Here is a 15803-nt window from a genome sequence, read left to right on the forward strand (position 1 = left end):
TCCCTTAAGCGTTGAGGAAGGCGCCGCGCACATAGACGAGCGGGGCCTTGGCTTCGTCGACCACGACGCGCACGACGCGGCCGACCAGGATCTCGTGATCGCCGCCGTCGTGGGCGGCGTGCAGGTCGCATTCGACCGAGGCGACGGCGCCGCAGAGCAGCGGCGCGCCGCACACCCCCCCCTCGACCGCGGTCAGGGCGAAACGGTCGTCCGCTCCGCGCCTGGCGAAGCGATGGGCCAGGTCGCCTTGGTCGCTGGCCAGGATGTTGACGCAGAAGCTCCCGGCCTGGCCCAGCGCCGCCAGGGTGCGGCTGTCGCGCTTGAGGCAGACCATGACCAGCGGCGGATCCATCGACACTGAGCTGAAGGCGCTGACCGTGGTTCCCACCAGCCGGCCGTCATGACAGACGGTGACCACGGTGACCCCGGCCGCGAAGCTGCCCATGGCCCTGCGGAAGTCGTGCGGCTCGGGCGCCATGTTCCTGGCGACGGCGCTCATCCTTCGTTCCCGAACGGATTGTCGGGATAGACCGCCGAGGCGGGGCGCTTGCCGCCCTCATCCGGGCTGGCCCGGCCACAGACGGCCAGGGCGGTCAGGGCGTAGACCAGGGCGCTGTCGACCAGGTCCTGGGGCGTGGGCCGCCAGCGGCGGAAGCCGGTGGTGATGGCCGGGATGCGCTGCATGTTGAAGACGTTGTGGTCGCGCCACATGCTGGAATAGACCGGATTGGCCAGGGCCACGGGATGTCCCAGGCTCAGCTTGGTGGCGTCGTCGACGGCGGCGACCAGCGGCGCCACCTCGCGCGCGTCGGCCTCGAAGCCGTGGCGCACGACCACCGGCTCGATGTCGATCCGGCCGAGGCCCGCCTCCCGGACCATGGCCTCCAGCGAATGCTGCACGTCGGCCACCCTTTGCCTGGGCGTCAGCCCCACCTCCAGATAGAGGTTCACCAGCTCCGTCCCGGCCCCGAAGGCGTAGGGGATGCCGCCGCGGATCGAGGCGATCTGCGACTTGGGCTGAGCCACCCCGCCGGGGCTGTCATAGCGGCTGGCCTTCTCGTACGCGCCGCTCCAGGCGTGGATAGCCTCGGTCAGTCGGCCGACCTTGTAGATCGGGTTGGGGTGCTGGGCCGCCGTGGCCGGATGCTCCAGCAGCGGCGTGAACACCCCCTCCCCCCACACCTGGAAGCGGAACACCGCATAGCCGCAGCCCACCCAGGTCAGGCCGAAGTCGCAACCCTCGGCGGCGATGGCGTAGTCGGGGGCCACCCCGCCATGGTGGAACAGGTAATGGGCCCCGATGTCCTTGCCCATGTAGGCGACGCCGCGATGCTCCTCGATCGGCTCGGGGCCGATCTCGCCGGGACAGGCGGTCAGGTACATCTTGCCGGCCAGCTCGTAGCCGGCCGTCTTCAGCGCCTTGGCGGCGATCAGGAAGCAGCTCATCGGGCCGCGATCGTTGGCGATCGGATAGCCGTACAGCTTGCCGTCCTCCAGCCAGCACTTCTCCCACTCCGGATTGGCCAGGGTCTCGGGCGCGTACTTGTAGGCGTCCAGGTCCGGGTTCCAGGTTGGCGCCTCGGTGTCGAGGTGGGCGGTGAACAGCAGGTTCTTGCCGACACCCTTGCCGCCGTGTGTCCCGATGATGTTCGGGCGCTCCGGCGTGGCCCCGACCTTGCGCGGCGAGAATCCCTCGCGCGCCATCCAGTCGTAGACGTAGGTGGCGACCTCCAGCTCCTTGCCCGACGGGGCGGGGATGTTGCCCAGGGTCAGGGCCAGCTCGACGATCTCGTCCTGGCTGATCGCCGTGGCGATCGCGGCCCGGTCCTGGTGGGTGACCTGGTAGGGCGCGGCGGCCCCCAGCGGCGGGAATCCGTCAGCCATGCTCAGGCGGCCCCTTTCCAGGCCTGGGCGATCGCGGCCGTGTCGGTCAGGATCGCGCTGTTCAGTTCCATCACCTTCAGCGACGCCTCGTGGAGGTCGGCCTCGTAGGCGGCGCAGGCGTCGGCGGCGACGAACACGTGGTAGTCCAGGTCGAAGGCGTCGCGGACGGTGCTGTCGACGCAGCACTCGGTGGTCAGGCCCGCCACCACCAGGGTGTCGACGCCCATGTCTCGCAGGCGCTGGTCCAGGTCGGTGCCGACGAAGGCGCTGTAGCGGGTCTTGCGCACCACCAGCTCGCCCGGCGCCGGCTGGGGTCCGTAGAACGCCGAGCCGTTCTCGCCGGCCCGGCAGAGGGCGGCGTCGATCTTCGGGTTTCCGCCGCGCCGGCGCAGGCGCTCGTTCCAGGCGGCGGAGTCGGTCTCGGGCGTGGTCCACAGGCCGACGAACACCACCGGCGCGCCGGCCGCCCGGGCGTCGGCGACCAGCTTTTCGGCGGAGGCCAGAGCGGGCTCGACCACGCTCATGTCGACATGGGCGCCTAGCGCCCCGTCCGGCGAGGCGAAGTCGACCTGCATGTCGATCACCAGCACCGCCGTGCGGTCGGGCGCGATCCAGACGGCGAGATCCTCAGCCCGAGTCACGAATAGACCGCCCGCAGGCCCGGCAGGATGTCGGCGCCGAACATGGTCAGCCCCTCCACATAGTCGGGGAAGATCAGCATCAGCCCGTCCAGCTCGCAGTAGCTGACGAATTCCTCGATCTGGGCGGCGCAGGTGGCCGGCGCGCCGACCACCGTGTGGGTCATGAAGGCGCCCTGCTGTTTGGCGACGGTGCCCAGTTTCTCGGCCGGCACGCCCCAGCTGGCCAGCATGGCCAGGATCGCGCCCATGTCGGCCCCGTCCTTGTAGTGCTCGACCATGGCCGCGGCCTTGGCGTCGGTGTCGCCGTGGACGACCGTGCACATGGCGTAGGTCTTGATGGTCTTGCCCATCGCCTCGGCGGTCGCCTTGGCCCGCAGCGACGCGTCGCGGCGTTCGTCCGGCGTGCGGCCGCCGATGAAGCAGGCGTCGGCCTCGCGCACCGAGAACTGGAAGCCGCGGTCGGACATGCCAGCGCAGACGATCTCGGGACGCGGCCGCGACAGCGGCTTGGGCTTGGACTGGCAGTCCTTCATCGTGAAGAACTTGCCGGCGAAGTCGACGCTGTCCTCGGCCCACAGACGCTTGACGACGGTGGTCCATTCCTCGGTCAGGGCGTAGCGGTCGTCGTGGGACAGACTGTCGTCCCAGGCCCCCATCTGGTCGAACTCGCCCTTGTAGGCGCCGGCGACGATATTCAGCCCTGCGCGGCCGCCGCTGATATGGTCCAGCGTGGCGATCATCTTGGCCGCCACGGCCGGGTTCTGCAGCAGCGGGTGGATGGTGGCCCAGATCCGGACGTTCTTAGTCGCCTCGGCCAGGCCCGCCATCATGGTGACGGACTCCAGGGCCGTGCCCCAATGGTCGGTCTCGCCGCCGAAGCCCCGGAACTTGCCCATCGACATCACGAAGTCCATGCCGACCTGGTCGGCGGCGACCGCCGCGGCCCGGTTCTGCTGGTAGAGGCCGTCGAGGACCGGGGTGGTCTTGGAGATGATCCAGCCGCCGTTGGCGACCGGCAGGAAGACCCCGAAATCCTTGTGCTTGGATGGACTGTGGAACATGGCGGCTCCTCCTCTACGCGGCGTCTTGAAGCATGCCGGGGACCGGTTCGGCGACCGGCTCTTGTGCTGTGGCCTTGCGCGGCGGCCGCATGAAGCAGGCCGCCACGAAGATTACGCCGATTATGGCGGCGCACACCTGGAAGGTTGGCGTGAAGCTGCCCAGCCGGTCGCGCATCTCGCCGCCGACCACCGGCCCAAGGGCCGAGACCGCGCCCACCAGGCAGACCAGGGAGAAGATCTCCAGGTTGTTCTTGCGGCCATAGTAGTTGAGCAGGAGGATGCTGACCGCCAGCACCGTCAGGCCGAACCCGATGCCCACGCCCACGGCGAACAGCATCAGCAGCGGCCAGCTGGTGGCGTAGCCCAGGGCCAGGAGGCCGACGGCCATCATCCCTTGCGCCCCGGCCAGCAGCCAGCGCGGGTCGACACGATCGCCTAGCAGGCCGCCGCCCATCCGGGCCGCCACCTGCATCAGGGATTCCAGGCTGATGGCGGTGATCGCCACCGCCGAGGCCACGTGCAGCTCACTCAGATGGGTGGGCGCCAGGCTGACGGCGGTCACCCCGCCCAGCAAGTGGGCGAAATAGGCGGCCATGATCACCCAAAACTGCGGGGTGCGGACGGCTTCCTTCACCGTCCAATCGACGGCGGTGCGATAGACCTTCGTATTGGCGGGAGCCGCCTGGATGTCCTCGGCCACGGCCTTGTCGGTCTCGGCGGCCGCCGCTTCGAGCCAGGCGCGGCCGCCGACCAGGGCCGCGCACAGGGCGCCGACCACCACCGAGGCCACGGCCTGGGCCCACCAGTAGGGCCGCCAGCCGCCATGGGCCGCGGCCATGCCCGTCACCACCATCCACGGACCGGCGACGCCGCCCAACGAACCGATGGTGAAATAGATCCCGAACGGCAGGGCGCGCTTCTTGAACAGCATCGACAGCACGTGGGTGCCGGGGATCAGGGCCATCATCTGGTAGCCCGCGCCCAGCAACGCCGTGCCCAACCAATAGACCAGCAGCCCCGGCGACAGCGCCAGGCAGGCGAAGCCCGCGACCATCACCGCCGAGCCGGCCAGGATGGCGCCGCGCACGCCGATCTTGCGGATCAGGATGGCGGGGAATTTCGACGAGGCTCCGCAGAACGCGCCCAGCAGGGTGAAACCCAGGAAGCCGTGGAAGAAGCTCCAGCCGTTCTCCTGGATCATCGCCGGCAACACCACGCCCAGCGACGAGAAGGTCGAGGCGGTGATCAGGAACAGCAGGAGGCTCAGCGCGCCGAGCAGCAGCCAGGCCCTCCACGGGATCGTCGTCGACATGGGCCTTATGCCTCCGTCAAAGCGGATCCCGCGCCCCGTTTCCCAATCCCTTGGGACTAGGGGGCGCGAGACAGGGAACTAGAACTTGCGCGACAGAGTCACGCGCCACTCGCGGCCCTTGCTGGGCAGGGCGCCGAGGTTGGCGTAGCTGTCGGCGTCGGGCGTGAAGTAGAGCTTGTCGAACAGGTTATCGATGTTGGCCGTCACCGTGTACGGCCCGTATTCGTAATAGGCCGAGGCGTTGGCGACATAATAGGCCGGATAGGTCACGGCGTTCTGGACCGTGCCCGCTGTCTTGGTCACGTGGGTGACGCCCAGCGTGCCGCCGACCTTGCCCCAGCTGTAGTCGTCGCTGGTGTAGGCGCCATACAGGCTGACCACCGACTTGGGGATCAGGGTGTAGTCGTAGTCGCCCGCCCGGCCCGGCAGGCCGCTGAACGCCCAGACCACATAGGTGCCGCCGAACGCCTGGGCGCCCGGCACGCCGGCGGTGTAGGCCGGGATGTACTGGAACGAGTTGTCCGGGCCCTTGACGGTGGTGTGCTGGCTGTTGCCAGAGAAGGTGAAGCTGAAGTTCTCGCTGGCCAGCCAGCGGACCTCCAGCTCCACGCCCTTGGCGCGGGTGCCCGTCGGCGTGCCCGTGATGCCGGTCAGCTGGGTGCGGTTCTGGCGATAGCCGGCCAGCGACCCGACCAGCGTGCCCTTCAGCCACTGGAACTTCACCCCGGCCTCGGCCAGGTCGCTGTTCGACAGCCAGGCGTCGCTGGCGTCGGCCACCAGGCTGGCGGCCACGTCGCCGGCCTGGCTCATCTCCAGCGCCGAGGCCTTGGCGTAGGTGATGTACGGCATGACCCCGCCCGGCGCCTTATAGGTGGCGCTGGCGGTGTAGGTGAACTTGTCCTTGCCGGCCTTCTGCTCGCCGGGGATCTGGTAGCTGAGCGCGCCGGTGTCGTGCGAGGTGACATCGTAGTCGTCCCAGCGGCCGCCCAGCATCAGGTTCAGCTTCTCCGCGACCGTCACGTCGGTCATGAAGAACAGGCCTTTCTGGCTCCAGTCGGACTTGTTGTCGTTCTCCCAGGCCAGGCCCAGCACGCCGGCCCCGGTCTCGGTCCAAAACGGGCTGTCGATGATGTCGGTGGGCGTGGCGCCGAAGCTGATGTCGCGCCGGTCGAGCGCGATTACGCCGCTGTTGTAGCTCTCGCGCCGACGGCCCGAAAAGTCGCGGTACGAGGCGCCGACGAACGACTTGGCCTTGACGGCGCCGTCCGCGAAGCTGTTCTCGAAGTTGTAGGTCAGGCGCGCTTCCCAGACCGAGCTGTCGAACCAGGCCGGGTAGCCGTACGACACGAAGCGCTTGTTCTCCTGGTCGTCGTAGAACAGCTGGGCCTTGATCGTGCTGGTCGGCGACAGGGCCTTGGCCAGGTCGAAGTACAGGGTGTTGGTGTCGGTCTTCGAGAAGTCGGCCGGGCTGATATAGACCATGCGCGGCGACAGCTTCACCGTGCCGACGCCGGTGTCCAGGGTATGGGCGGCGTTGGTGTTGTAGAAGCCGTAGTAGGGGATGTAGAGCGGGTTGAACGTCGGGTCGTAATAATAGGGGTTGGCGCTGTTGCCGCTGATCTCGTTCAGAGTCAGGCGGCCGTTGCCGTCGCTGTCGACCAGGCTGGTGTCACGGCCGGTCGTGTAGGTCCGGTTGTCGATCAGGCCCTGGGTCAGGCGGTTCCAGCCGGGCGTCTGCACGTCGCCGTCCGAGTGGTACTTCATGCCGCCGAACGCCGTGGTCCAGCCGTTGCCGAGGTCGAAGTCGGCCGAGAGCTCGCCGGTCTGGCGGCGCGGATAGATCCCCTTGTAGAAGCTGTGACTGTCCTCGACCTCGCCATAGGCGTAGACGCCGCCGGTCACCGGCCCCAGGTTCACTGGCAGCCCGACCTGGGCCGTGGCGTTCTTGCGATTGTACGAGCCGAAGGTGGCGGTGACCTCGCCGGTCGGCTCGCTGAGATAGCCGCCCTCGTTCTTGCCCGACTTCGGGATGAAGTTGAGCATGCCGCCCACCTTGCCCGAGCCGTAGATCGGGGTCGGCGGGCCGCGCACGATCTGGATCTGATCGGCCGCGCCGATCGGCGTGGAATAGGTGCCGCGGTTCTCGATGCGCTTGAAGCCGCGGAAGTAGTTCTCGGCCAGGGTGCCGCGGATGTTCAGCGCGCCGGGCACGCCGTAGAAGCTGGCGGTGTAGGTGCCGGGCGAGACGGCGGTCAGGCCGTCGATGGTCTCGATGCCGTAGCGCTGCAGGGTGGTGTCGCTGACGAAGCTGGCCGAGCGCGGCGTCTCCAGCAGCGGTTTGTCGAGGCCGAACACGGTGTTGTTGGGCTGGGTCTCCAGCAGCCCCGCCTTGTCGCGGGCCTTGACCACGATCTCGTCGACGGCGGTCGAGGCGCCCGGATCCACCGCCGGATCGGCGGCGAAGGCAGGCGACGCGGCGACGGACAGGGCGAGCAGAACAGCGACGGAAGATCCCGTCATCAACAGCCGTTGGTTCGACATGACGTCCTCGTTCGAGGCCATCGCGCCCATCACCCGCGGTGATTATCCCCAGGACGACGCCTCTTGAGAGGCAGCATCACCCAACCGCCGTCGTGTGGCCGGATTGGTCTCTGACATTTTGAAGGAAATGTCTCCAGCGCCCGGTTCTTGTTCAGGCGCCGCCCGGTTTCGCACGACGAAGGTCAAGAAACTTGATCCGCCGCGCACAAGGGGCCGCCAAAAGCGTTGGCGCGCGACGCTCAGCGAGGGCTGGTGTCGAGCCAGACAACGTCGCCGCGATCGCGGTCGTGAACCCAGGGCATGGCCCTGACGCCGTCCCAGGCGGCGGTGATCAGGCCGCAGGTGATGACGCACAGGAAGGCAAGGCTGCGGATCGTGGCAAGCGCGGACATGGACAGGGGTCTCCTCGGCCGCGAGGATGCGGGGTCATGGTTGCCGCTTGGTTGACAGGCCCCGCGCGCTGGCGCGACCGACTGACGCGCGCTCCGGGAGACGCCGGGCGATCATCCGTGAACGGACGCTGTCGCAAATCTGTCGCCAAACTGTGACAAATGACGGCCGCATAGGACGTAGAGTTCGTTCACCCCTCCTTCTCGTCCCTCTCGAAAGTAGGAATGTCCCCCATGAAGACCCTGCTCGGAGCCACCGCGGCGCTCGGCCTGCTGGCTGGCGCGTCCAACGCCCACGCCGCCCGCGACTATGTCTGGGCCGCCGGCTCCTCGACCGTGTTCCCCTTCTCCACTCGTACCGCCGAGAACTTCGCCAAGAAGACCGGCAAGAAGTCGCCCAAGATCGAGAGCCTGGGCACCGGCGGCGGCATCAAGATGTTCTGCGGCGGCATGGGCGAGAAGTTCCCCGACATCGCCAACGCCTCGCGCCCGATGAAGAAGTCCGAGTTCGAGGCCTGCAAGGCCAAGGGCGTCAACAACATCGTCGAGCTGAAGATCGGCTTCGACGGCATCGTCGTGGCGATGGACAAGTCCTCGCCCGACTACAGCTTCAAGGTCGAGCACCTGTATCTGGGCCTGGGTCAGAACGTGCTGCGCGGCGGCCAGTTCGTGGCCAATCCGTACAAGACCTGGAAGGACGTCGGCGCCGGCCTGCCGGCCAACCGCATCCTGGTCTACGGCCCGCCGCCCACCTCGGGCACCCGCGACGCCTTCGTCGAGCTGGCCATCGAGGGCGGCGCCAAGAAGTTCCCGACCGCCAAGGCCCTGGCCGAGAAGGACGAGAAGGGCTTCAAGGCCAAGGTCGATCCGCTGCGCACCGACGGCGGCTGGGTGGACGCCGGCGAGAACGACAACGCCATCGTCGGCACCATCGAGAAGACCCCCGGCGCCCTGGGCGTGTTCGGCTACAGCTTCCTTGAGGAGAACGCCAACCGCATCAAGGGCGCGGCCGTCAACGGCGTGAAGCCCTCGGCCCAGACGATCGCCAGCGGCCAGTACCCGCTGTCGCGCTCGCTCTACATCTACGTCAAGAAGGACCAGGTTGGCGTGACCCCGGGCCTGAAGGAATTCATCGCCGAGTTCGTGTCCGACGCGGCGACCGGCCGGGGCGGCTACCTGCAGGGCCGCGGCCTGATCCCCCTGCCCCCGGCCCAGCACGAAGCCGTGAAGGCCGCCGCCGCCAAGCTGCCGCCGATGGCCGCGCCGAAGTCCTAGACTTAGGCGCCCCAGACGAAAAAGGGCCCCGGATCACTCCGGGGCCCTTTTGCATTTCAGGTGCAAGCGCGCAGATCTTGACCCGCCGGGGTCGTCGGCGCTCGATGAACGCCCAGTCAGCGGAGAACGCTATGAAGGACATGATCGAAGAGCGCCTGCAGGATCTGGAACGCCTGGTTCTCAAACAGGTCGAGCGCATTGAGGCGTTGGAGGAATCCCTGGCGGCCCTGCGCCGCGTCGCGGGACGGGATCTTCTGGCCAAGCCGAAGGATCCGTCCGAAAGCCAGGCCGCCTAGTTGGTCGGGTGTTCCTGCTCGGCCCGCGAGGTCATGCCCGCGGCGGCAGCGTCGTCGGCCATCTGAGCGTCGACGGGCGGGGGCTCGGCCGGGGCGGCGGGGGCCGGGACGACGGCGACCGGCGGCGGCGCTTCGGGCTTGGGGGCGGCGGCGACGACGCGGGCGGGCTTGGCGGCGGTCGCGGGGGCGTCATCGGCGGCGGTGCGGATCTCGGCCGGTCCCGACCTGTAGCCCACGCCGGTGTTCATCGACGACGCCAGCAGCAGCACGCCGGCCGTGGCGATCACCCCGACCAGGGCTCCCAGAAGTATCCATCCGAACGGGTTGCTATGACGTTCGGCCTTGGCCATCCGGGCTTTCCTCTGGTTCTGCGGCTCTCTTACGAGCCGACCCAACGCCGGACCGGTCCGACGTCGACATGGACGAAATTGCTGACGGGATAATAACCCACGCCGCCGCGTCCCAGATCCAGGGCCGCGGCCCGCAGTCGATCCAGAGCGACGTCCTCCAGATAGACATCCATCGCCTTGCCGTCCATGTGCAGGCTGCGCTTGGCGACCTGGCCGCTGCGTTCGTGCAACATCGCGTTGGTCCTGGGCGAGCGGTAGCCGGAGATCACCTGGAAGTGCGACTTGGTCTCGGTCTTCTGGGCCAGGGCCGCCAGGGTGTCGAACAACTCCGGATGCATCGAATAGACGTCGCCGGTGCGATAGTCGCGCAGCACCTTGTCCAGGGCCTGGACGGCGTCGGGCACGTACTCGCCCTTCTCGAAATAGACCGCTTCGATCTTTTCCTGCGTGTGGATGTTGTGCAGCTTCAGCCAGCGCGGGGCGTGCGAGGCGGAGGAGGCCCGGGCGACGGGGGCCGCGACCGGCGGCGCGGCGGCGGCCGGAAGCCCTTCGGCCGGCAGGCCCTCGGCGAGATCCGACTGGCTCTGCAGAAGGTCGCCGATCGGATCGGCGGTTCCCAGCTTCGATTGGGCGAAGGCCGCCATCGGCCCGACCGCGCTGGCGCCGAGCACGCCGAGGCCAAGCCCCAACAGCTTGCGTCGTTCGATCATCTTAAGCTTCCCCGGACTGACCTCGCGAGACGCCGGAAGGCCGGACCGCCGCACTTGGCGGCCCTCACGCGAGCACTAAAACGCCAGAGTCTTTACGAACCAGCTACAGCCCTCCGAACGGAGGACCAGCCGAAACGAAAGGCTGCTGCCCGGGAAGAGGCCTTACACGGCGCCCTGGGTCAAGCTGGGCCGGGGCCTCCTGCGGCGATACGCAGCACCAGCTCCCTATCCCAGCCGTACGGGTCGTCGCGGAAGTTCATCTGCCCGTCTGGCGTCATGTAGGCCGTCCAGTAGAGCAGAAATACGGCGATCGGCTGGGCCAGGGGGGCTCGCACTGTCTTGCCCGAAGCCAGGGTGGCGTCGACCACGTCCGGCTGCCAGTCGGGGCTGGAGGCCAGGAGCTGCTTGGCCAGCGGGATCGGCTTTTCCAGCCGCACGCAGCCGTGGCTGGCCAGGCGGCTGAAGCTGGCAAACTTCGAGCGGCTGGGCGTGTCGTGCAGATAGACGCCGTAGGGATTGTCGAAGTCGAACTTCACCAGGCCGAGAGCCGCCTTGGGCCCGGCCTTCTGCTGCAGCCGCGAGGTTCCCTCGCCGGTCGAGATGACGACGAAGTCGTTGCGCTTCAGATAGCCGGGATTGGCCCGTTCCTTGGGCCACAGCTCCTTGGCGGCGATCGACGAGGGCACGTTCCACGGCGGATTGAGCACGATCGAGCGGATCGTCGACTGCAGCATCGGCGTCTCGTCGCCCGGACGGCCGGTCACCGCCCGCATGGTCAGGTTCGGGGCGTCGTCATGGAAGACGCTCATCACCGCGGCGGCGATGTTGACCTGGATGCGGTCGGCCGGCAGCTGCTGGGGCAGCCAGCGCCAGCGCTCCATATTGGCCAGGATCTGGTCGATCCGCCGCTCGACCGGAACGTTCAGCGCCGCCAGGGTCATGGGTCCCAACCCGCCGTCGGGATTGAGGCCGAACCGCTTCTGGGCCCGCATCAGGGCCTGCTGCAGGGCGGTGTCGAACACCGGCGCGCGGTCGACCGCCACCGTCGCGTCCTCGACGGCCAGCCGGGCCTCAAGCGCAGCGATGCGTGGATCGCCAGTCGCGCCCAGCTTCAGCGGCTCGCCCGGCGCGACGGTCTTCCAGCCGCCCGCGGCTGCGATGTCGCGGTAGGTCGCCAAGCCCTTCCGCAGGGTCTGGTAGCCGGTATAGGGCGGCGGCAGGCTGTCCAGCCACGGGCCGAGGCGGTCCTGGGCGGCGGCCTGGACGAAGTCGGGTCCCGGATCATAGGGCGCGGGGCGCAGGCCCCATTCGCCGAGGAAGGCGTCCGGCGCCAGCCGGCCGGTGCGCACGGCCTTGGCGTAGCGCAGGGTCAGGCCGATCAGTTGGGCCTGTCCGGCCTGGCGCGTGGCCGTGTCGCGAGCGTTCAGCAGCGGCAGCACGGGCTCGGGCGAGAAGGCGGCGGGCTCGAAGCCGTGGGTGTAGGCCTGGGTCAGGACGCGGAGCAGCAGCTCGATCTGGTCGGAGCGCAGCGCCACGCTGCTCGGGGGCGGCGAGGCCGGCTGCTGCGGCGCCCGCTGCGGAGCCCGCACCAGGGGCGGGTTCTGGATCTGGGCGGCGGCCGACGACAGCGAGAAAAGCGAGACCGCTCCGCCAAGCAGCGCGTCACGTTTGGTCCAGGAGTTGATCACCGTCGAAAGGTCTCGCCGTACGCATGCGCGCGGCCACTCCGCGCGCCCTCAAATGGCCGCCGCGATCCAGGCTCGTCAACGTCCGTATCCATGGAAGGCCAACGGTTCAGACAGCTTATGGTTCTTTATTTTCGATGCGGAACCTTAAGGCCACACTGGCGGTTTGGTTTGAGGTCGGGGCGTGCGGTCGCGCCCTTTCAGCGTCAGGATTTCAGCCATGAGGATCGCCCAGGTTCCGCCCCTGTACGAAGCCGTTCCACCCCGTTTCTACGGCGGCACCGAACGGGTTGTCGCACACCTTACGGACGCCCTGGTCGACCTGGGTCACGAGGTCACCCTGTTCGCCTCCGGCGACGCGCGGACCAAGGCCGAACTGGTGGTCGTGCGCGACCAGGCCATTCGCCTCGACCCGGCCCCGCTCAAGTCGGACCTGGCCGCCCACATGGCCATGCTGGCCGAGGTCCGCCGCCAGGCCCGCCGCTTCGACGTGATCCACTTCCACACCGACATGATCCACTTCCCGATGTTCGAGGACATGCCGGGACGGACCCTGACCACCCTGCACGGCCGCCTCGACCTGAAGGACCTGCCGGGCGTCTATCGCCGCTGGCCCCAGTTCCCGCTGGTCTCGATCTCGGACGACCAGCGCCGGCCCCTGCCTTTCGCCAACTGGGCGGGCACGGTGCTGCACGGCATGGCCGAACAGATCTACGATTTCCGCCCGAAATCAGAAGGTTACCTGGCTTTCCTCGGCCGCATCTCGCCGGAGAAGGGACCCGACCGGGCCATCGCCATCGCCAAGCGCCTGGGTAAGCCGTTGAAGATCGCGGCCAAGATCGACGCCGCCGACCGCGCCTATTTCCACGACGAAATCGAGCACCTGCTGGACCATCCGCTGATCGAGTTCATCGGCGAAATCGGCGACCACGAGAAGTCCGACTTCCTGGGCGGCGCCGACGCCCTGCTGTTCCCCATCGCCTGGCCCGAACCGTTCGGCCTGGTGATGATCGAGGCCATGGCCTGCGGCACGCCGGTGATCGCCTATGACTGCGGCTCCGTGCCCGAGGTGATCGAGGACGGCCTGACGGGCTTCATCGTCCGGGGCGAAGACCAGGCGGTCGCCGCCGCCCGGCGTCTGGGCGAGCTCGACCGCCTGGCGATCCGCCGCCGGTTCGAGACCCGGTTCTCGGCCACCGCCATGGCCCGCCGCTATCTGGACCTCTATGATCGGCTGGAAGAAGCGTCCGCGCCGCCGCGCCTGACGCTGGCCCAAAGCGCCTGACCCTGGCCCGCGTGGCGACCGCATCGGGAACATGATCAGGTTCTAGAAGTCTGAAACCCGCCCGCCGCACCCGCGCGGCGCGGCGGGTTTTCGAGGGACCTCAGCGCAAAGGGGCCGAACGACATGGACGATCTCACACCGGGCCCGACCCCGAGCGGCGCCGTCGAACAAGGCGAGACCGGCGAGCCGCGCGTCCCCTACCGGCTGTTCGCGCTGAAGGACAAGGACACCTTCCTGGTCGCCGACGCGTTCGGCGACGTGCTGGGCGCGGCCGACGGCCTGTTCCACGACGACACCCGCCTGCTCTCGCGGCTGCGCCTGCTGATCGGCAACCGCTCGCCGGCCCTGCTGAGCGCGGCGGTGTCGCAGGACAACGTGTTCTTCACCTCGCACTCGACCAACGAACCCCTGCCCGCTCTGGGCGGGGCGGCCGCGCCGCACGGCGCGATCCACATCGAGCGCAAGCGGTTCCTGTGGGACCAGCGGCTGTACGAGCGCCTGCGCTTCGTCAACTACAGCCGCGACATGGTCATCCTGCCGGTCAGCCTGGAATACGACGCCGATTTCCACGACATGTTCGAGGTGCGCGGCTCCAAGCGCCCGGCCCGCGGCCGGATCCTGCCGGCGCAGATGAACGGCCGCTCGGTGACCTACGCCTATGACGGCCTGGACGGCGTGCGGCGCACCAGCATCATCTCGTTCTCGGAGCCGCCCGGACGCCTGGGCCCCCAGCGCGCCGACTTCATGTTCATGCTGACGCCCGAGACGCATTTCGACCTCTATGTCGAGGTGGGGGTCGAGCCTGATCATCCGCCCACCCGCGAGCGGTGGCGGGCGGCGGCGGCGCGGGCCCGGGTCGACATGCGCGGACGCCGGCGGCGCGGGGCGCGGCTGCACAGCTCGGGCCGGCTGTTCAACGACTGGCTGGAGAAGTCGCGGGCCGACCTGGCCCTGCTGACCACCCAGTTCGCCACCGGCCCCTACCCCTATGCCGGCATCCCCTGGTTCTCGACCCCGTTCGGGCGCGACGCGATCATCACCGCCTGGCAGGTGCTGTGGATCGAGCCCGGCCTGGCCAAGGGCGTGCTGGGCTACCTGGCCGAGCACCAGGCCGCGGAGGTCAGCGCGTTCCAGGACAGCGCGCCCGGCAAGATCATGCACGAGACCCGCAAGGGCGAGATGACCGCCCTGGGAGAGCTGCCGTTCGGCCGCTACTACGGCGGGGTCGACACCACGCCGCTGTTCGTGGCCCTGGCCTGCGCCTATGCCGAGCGGACGGGCGACCTGGCGTTCATCGACAGCCTATGGGAGCCGCTGATGGCGGCCATCGCCTGGATCGAGCACTTCGGCGACAGCGACGGCGACGGCCTGATCGACTACGCCCGCGGCCTGGACTCCGGCCTGTCGAACCAGAACTGGAAGGACAGCGAGGACAGCGTCTTCCACGAGGACGGCAAGTTCCCCGACGGCCCCATCGCCGTGGTCGAGGTCCAGGGCTACGCCTTCGCCGCCTTCCGGGGCATGGCGGACCTGGCCCAGCGGCGCGGCGACGCCGAGGCCGCCGAACGCTGGCGGGCCAAGGCGGAGCGTCTGCGCCAGCAGGTCGAGACCAGGTTCTGGATGGAGGACAAGGGCTTCTACGCCATGGCGGTCGACGGCCACGGCAAGCCGTGCCGGGTGCGCGGCTCCAATCCCGGCCACCTGCTGTTCTGCGGCCTGCCCTCGCCCGAGCGCGCCGCCAAGGTGGCCGACGCCCTGCTGTCGGCGGCGTTCCACAATGGCTTTGGGGTGCGGACGCTGGCCCAGGGCGAGCCGCGCTTCAATCCGATGAGCTATCACAACGGCTCGGTCTGGCCGCACGACACGGCGATCTGCGCCATGGGCCTGGCCCGCTACGGCCATCGCGACGGGGTGGTGGAGATGACCTCGGGCCTGTTCGAGACCGCCGCCCACTATGAGATGCGGCTGCCCGAGCTGTTCTGCGGCTTCCCGCGCCAGCCGGGCGAGCCGCCGGTGGCCTATCCGGTGGCCTGCCTGCCCCAGGCCTGGGCGGCCGGCTCGGCCTTCATGATGCTGCAAGCCTGCCTGGGGATCACCATCGACGGCTGGCGGGGCGAGGTCCACCTGACCGACCCTCGCCTGCCGATCGGCATCGACAGCCTGCAGATCGACGGCCTGCGGATCGGCGAGGCGTCCACGGACATCACCTTCGAGCACATCGGCGCCCATGTGGCGGCCCACACGAGCAAGCATTCGCCGGTGCCGATCCTGCTTCGACGGTGATTTCTCGTCCGCTCATCCCGGCGAATGCCGGGACCCAGATCCCATGGCGGTGTGGTGAATTGGAAGGGCTCTGAGCCCTTGGCGTCAGCCT

The 15803-nt window shown here is 68.7% G+C and carries 14 protein-coding genes; 4 read left to right on the forward strand and 10 right to left on the reverse strand.

Annotated elements, in window-relative coordinates; translation table 11 throughout:
- Positions 1–4: 4 nt before the first annotated feature.
- From EV278_RS08615 to EV278_RS23945, 7 genes are all read right to left on the reverse strand, one after another.
- Positions 5–499 (reverse strand): flavin reductase family protein, encoded by a 495-nt coding sequence (locus EV278_RS08615; protein ID WP_132089395.1) that lies wholly within the window; start codon positions 497–499, stop codon positions 5–7.
- Positions 496–1884 (reverse strand): peptidase M20, encoded by a 1389-nt coding sequence (locus EV278_RS08620; RefSeq protein ID WP_132089398.1) that lies wholly within the window; start codon positions 1882–1884, stop codon positions 496–498. Before EV278_RS08620 ends, EV278_RS08615 begins: the two co-directional genes overlap by 4 nt.
- Positions 1885–1886: 2 nt before the next feature.
- Positions 1887–2525: an isochorismatase family cysteine hydrolase gene (locus EV278_RS08625; RefSeq protein ID WP_279389373.1), complete on the reverse strand. Its 639-nt coding sequence runs from the start codon at positions 2523–2525 to the stop codon at positions 1887–1889.
- Positions 2522–3586 (reverse strand): LLM class flavin-dependent oxidoreductase, encoded by a 1065-nt coding sequence (locus EV278_RS08630; protein WP_132089401.1) that lies wholly within the window; start codon positions 3584–3586, stop codon positions 2522–2524. The genes EV278_RS08625 and EV278_RS08630 overlap by 4 nt, the downstream gene beginning before the upstream one ends.
- Before the next feature lie 13 nt (positions 3587–3599).
- Positions 3600–4898: an MFS transporter gene (locus EV278_RS08635; RefSeq protein WP_132089404.1), complete on the reverse strand. Its 1299-nt coding sequence runs from the start codon at positions 4896–4898 to the stop codon at positions 3600–3602.
- A gap of 78 nt (positions 4899–4976) precedes the next feature.
- Positions 4977–7439, reverse strand: a complete 2463-nt coding sequence (locus EV278_RS08640; protein WP_132089407.1) for a TonB-dependent receptor — start codon at positions 7437–7439, stop codon at positions 4977–4979.
- Positions 7440–7678: 239 nt separating this feature from the next.
- The gene (locus tag EV278_RS23945) at positions 7679–7831 is read right to left on the reverse strand and encodes a hypothetical protein (RefSeq protein ID WP_165916566.1); all 153 of its coding nucleotides are present in this window, start codon (positions 7829–7831) and stop codon (positions 7679–7681) included.
- Between the two features lie 231 nt (positions 7832–8062).
- Between EV278_RS23945 and EV278_RS08645 the strand changes: the two genes are divergently transcribed.
- Entirely contained in the window at positions 8063–9103 is a 1041-nt protein-coding gene (locus EV278_RS08645; protein WP_132089409.1) for a substrate-binding domain-containing protein, read from the forward strand.
- A 131-nt stretch (positions 9104–9234) separates the two neighbouring features.
- Entirely contained in the window at positions 9235–9399 is a 165-nt protein-coding gene (locus EV278_RS23950) for a hypothetical protein (protein ID WP_165916567.1), read from the forward strand.
- Here the strand turns inward: EV278_RS23950 and EV278_RS08650 are convergent.
- From EV278_RS08650 to EV278_RS08660, 3 genes are all read right to left on the reverse strand, one after another.
- Positions 9396–9749, reverse strand: a complete 354-nt coding sequence (locus EV278_RS08650; protein WP_132089412.1) for a hypothetical protein — start codon at positions 9747–9749, stop codon at positions 9396–9398. The two genes, EV278_RS23950 and EV278_RS08650, sit on opposite strands and share 4 nt — an antisense overlap.
- A gap of 29 nt (positions 9750–9778) precedes the next feature.
- Entirely contained in the window at positions 9779–10459 is a 681-nt protein-coding gene (locus EV278_RS08655; protein WP_132089415.1) for a DUF882 domain-containing protein, read from the reverse strand.
- 179 nt (positions 10460–10638) lie between these two features.
- Positions 10639–12144, reverse strand: coding sequence for a L,D-transpeptidase family protein (locus EV278_RS08660; protein ID WP_132089565.1), 1506 nt, complete (start codon positions 12142–12144; stop codon positions 10639–10641).
- A gap of 220 nt (positions 12145–12364) precedes the next feature.
- Between EV278_RS08660 and EV278_RS08665 the strand changes: the two genes are divergently transcribed.
- Together EV278_RS08665 and EV278_RS08670 are read left to right on the forward strand one after the other, a co-directional pair.
- Positions 12365–13429, forward strand: a complete 1065-nt coding sequence (locus tag EV278_RS08665; RefSeq protein ID WP_132089418.1) for a glycosyltransferase family 4 protein — start codon at positions 12365–12367, stop codon at positions 13427–13429.
- 123 nt (positions 13430–13552) lie between these two features.
- Positions 13553–15712, forward strand: a complete 2160-nt coding sequence (locus EV278_RS08670) for an amylo-alpha-1,6-glucosidase (RefSeq protein ID WP_132089421.1) — start codon at positions 13553–13555, stop codon at positions 15710–15712.
- Positions 15713–15803 lie beyond the last annotated feature (91 nt).

This window comes from Caulobacter sp. BK020, from assembly GCF_004342605.1.
GTDB lineage: Bacteria > Pseudomonadota > Alphaproteobacteria > Caulobacterales > Caulobacteraceae > Caulobacter.

What these genes read in the sequence shown, in the direction of transcription:
- EV278_RS08615 (WP_132089395.1), bottom strand. Translation starts at nt 499, where the DNA reads ATGAGCGCCGTCGCCAGGAACATGGCGCCCGAGCCGCACGACTTCCGC.
- EV278_RS08620 (WP_132089398.1), bottom strand. Translation starts at nt 1,884, where the DNA reads ATGGCTGACGGATTCCCGCCGCTGGGGGCCGCCGCGCCCTACCAGGTC.
- EV278_RS08630 (WP_132089401.1), bottom strand. Translation starts at nt 3,586, where the DNA reads ATGTTCCACAGTCCATCCAAGCACAAGGATTTCGGGGTCTTCCTGCCG.
- EV278_RS08635 (WP_132089404.1), bottom strand. Translation starts at nt 4,898, where the DNA reads ATGTCGACGACGATCCCGTGGAGGGCCTGGCTGCTGCTCGGCGCGCTG.
- EV278_RS08640 (WP_132089407.1), bottom strand. Translation starts at nt 7,439, where the DNA reads ATGTCGAACCAACGGCTGTTGATGACGGGATCTTCCGTCGCTGTTCTG.
- EV278_RS23945 (WP_165916566.1), bottom strand. Translation starts at nt 7,831, where the DNA reads ATGTCCGCGCTTGCCACGATCCGCAGCCTTGCCTTCCTGTGCGTCATC.
- EV278_RS08645 (WP_132089409.1), top strand. Translation starts at nt 8,063, where the DNA reads ATGAAGACCCTGCTCGGAGCCACCGCGGCGCTCGGCCTGCTGGCTGGC.
- EV278_RS23950 (WP_165916567.1), top strand. Translation starts at nt 9,235, where the DNA reads ATGAAGGACATGATCGAAGAGCGCCTGCAGGATCTGGAACGCCTGGTT.
- EV278_RS08650 (WP_132089412.1), bottom strand. Translation starts at nt 9,749, where the DNA reads ATGGCCAAGGCCGAACGTCATAGCAACCCGTTCGGATGGATACTTCTG.
- EV278_RS08655 (WP_132089415.1), bottom strand. Translation starts at nt 10,459, where the DNA reads ATGATCGAACGACGCAAGCTGTTGGGGCTTGGCCTCGGCGTGCTCGGC.
- EV278_RS08665 (WP_132089418.1), top strand. Translation starts at nt 12,365, where the DNA reads ATGAGGATCGCCCAGGTTCCGCCCCTGTACGAAGCCGTTCCACCCCGT.
- EV278_RS08670 (WP_132089421.1), top strand. Translation starts at nt 13,553, where the DNA reads ATGGACGATCTCACACCGGGCCCGACCCCGAGCGGCGCCGTCGAACAA.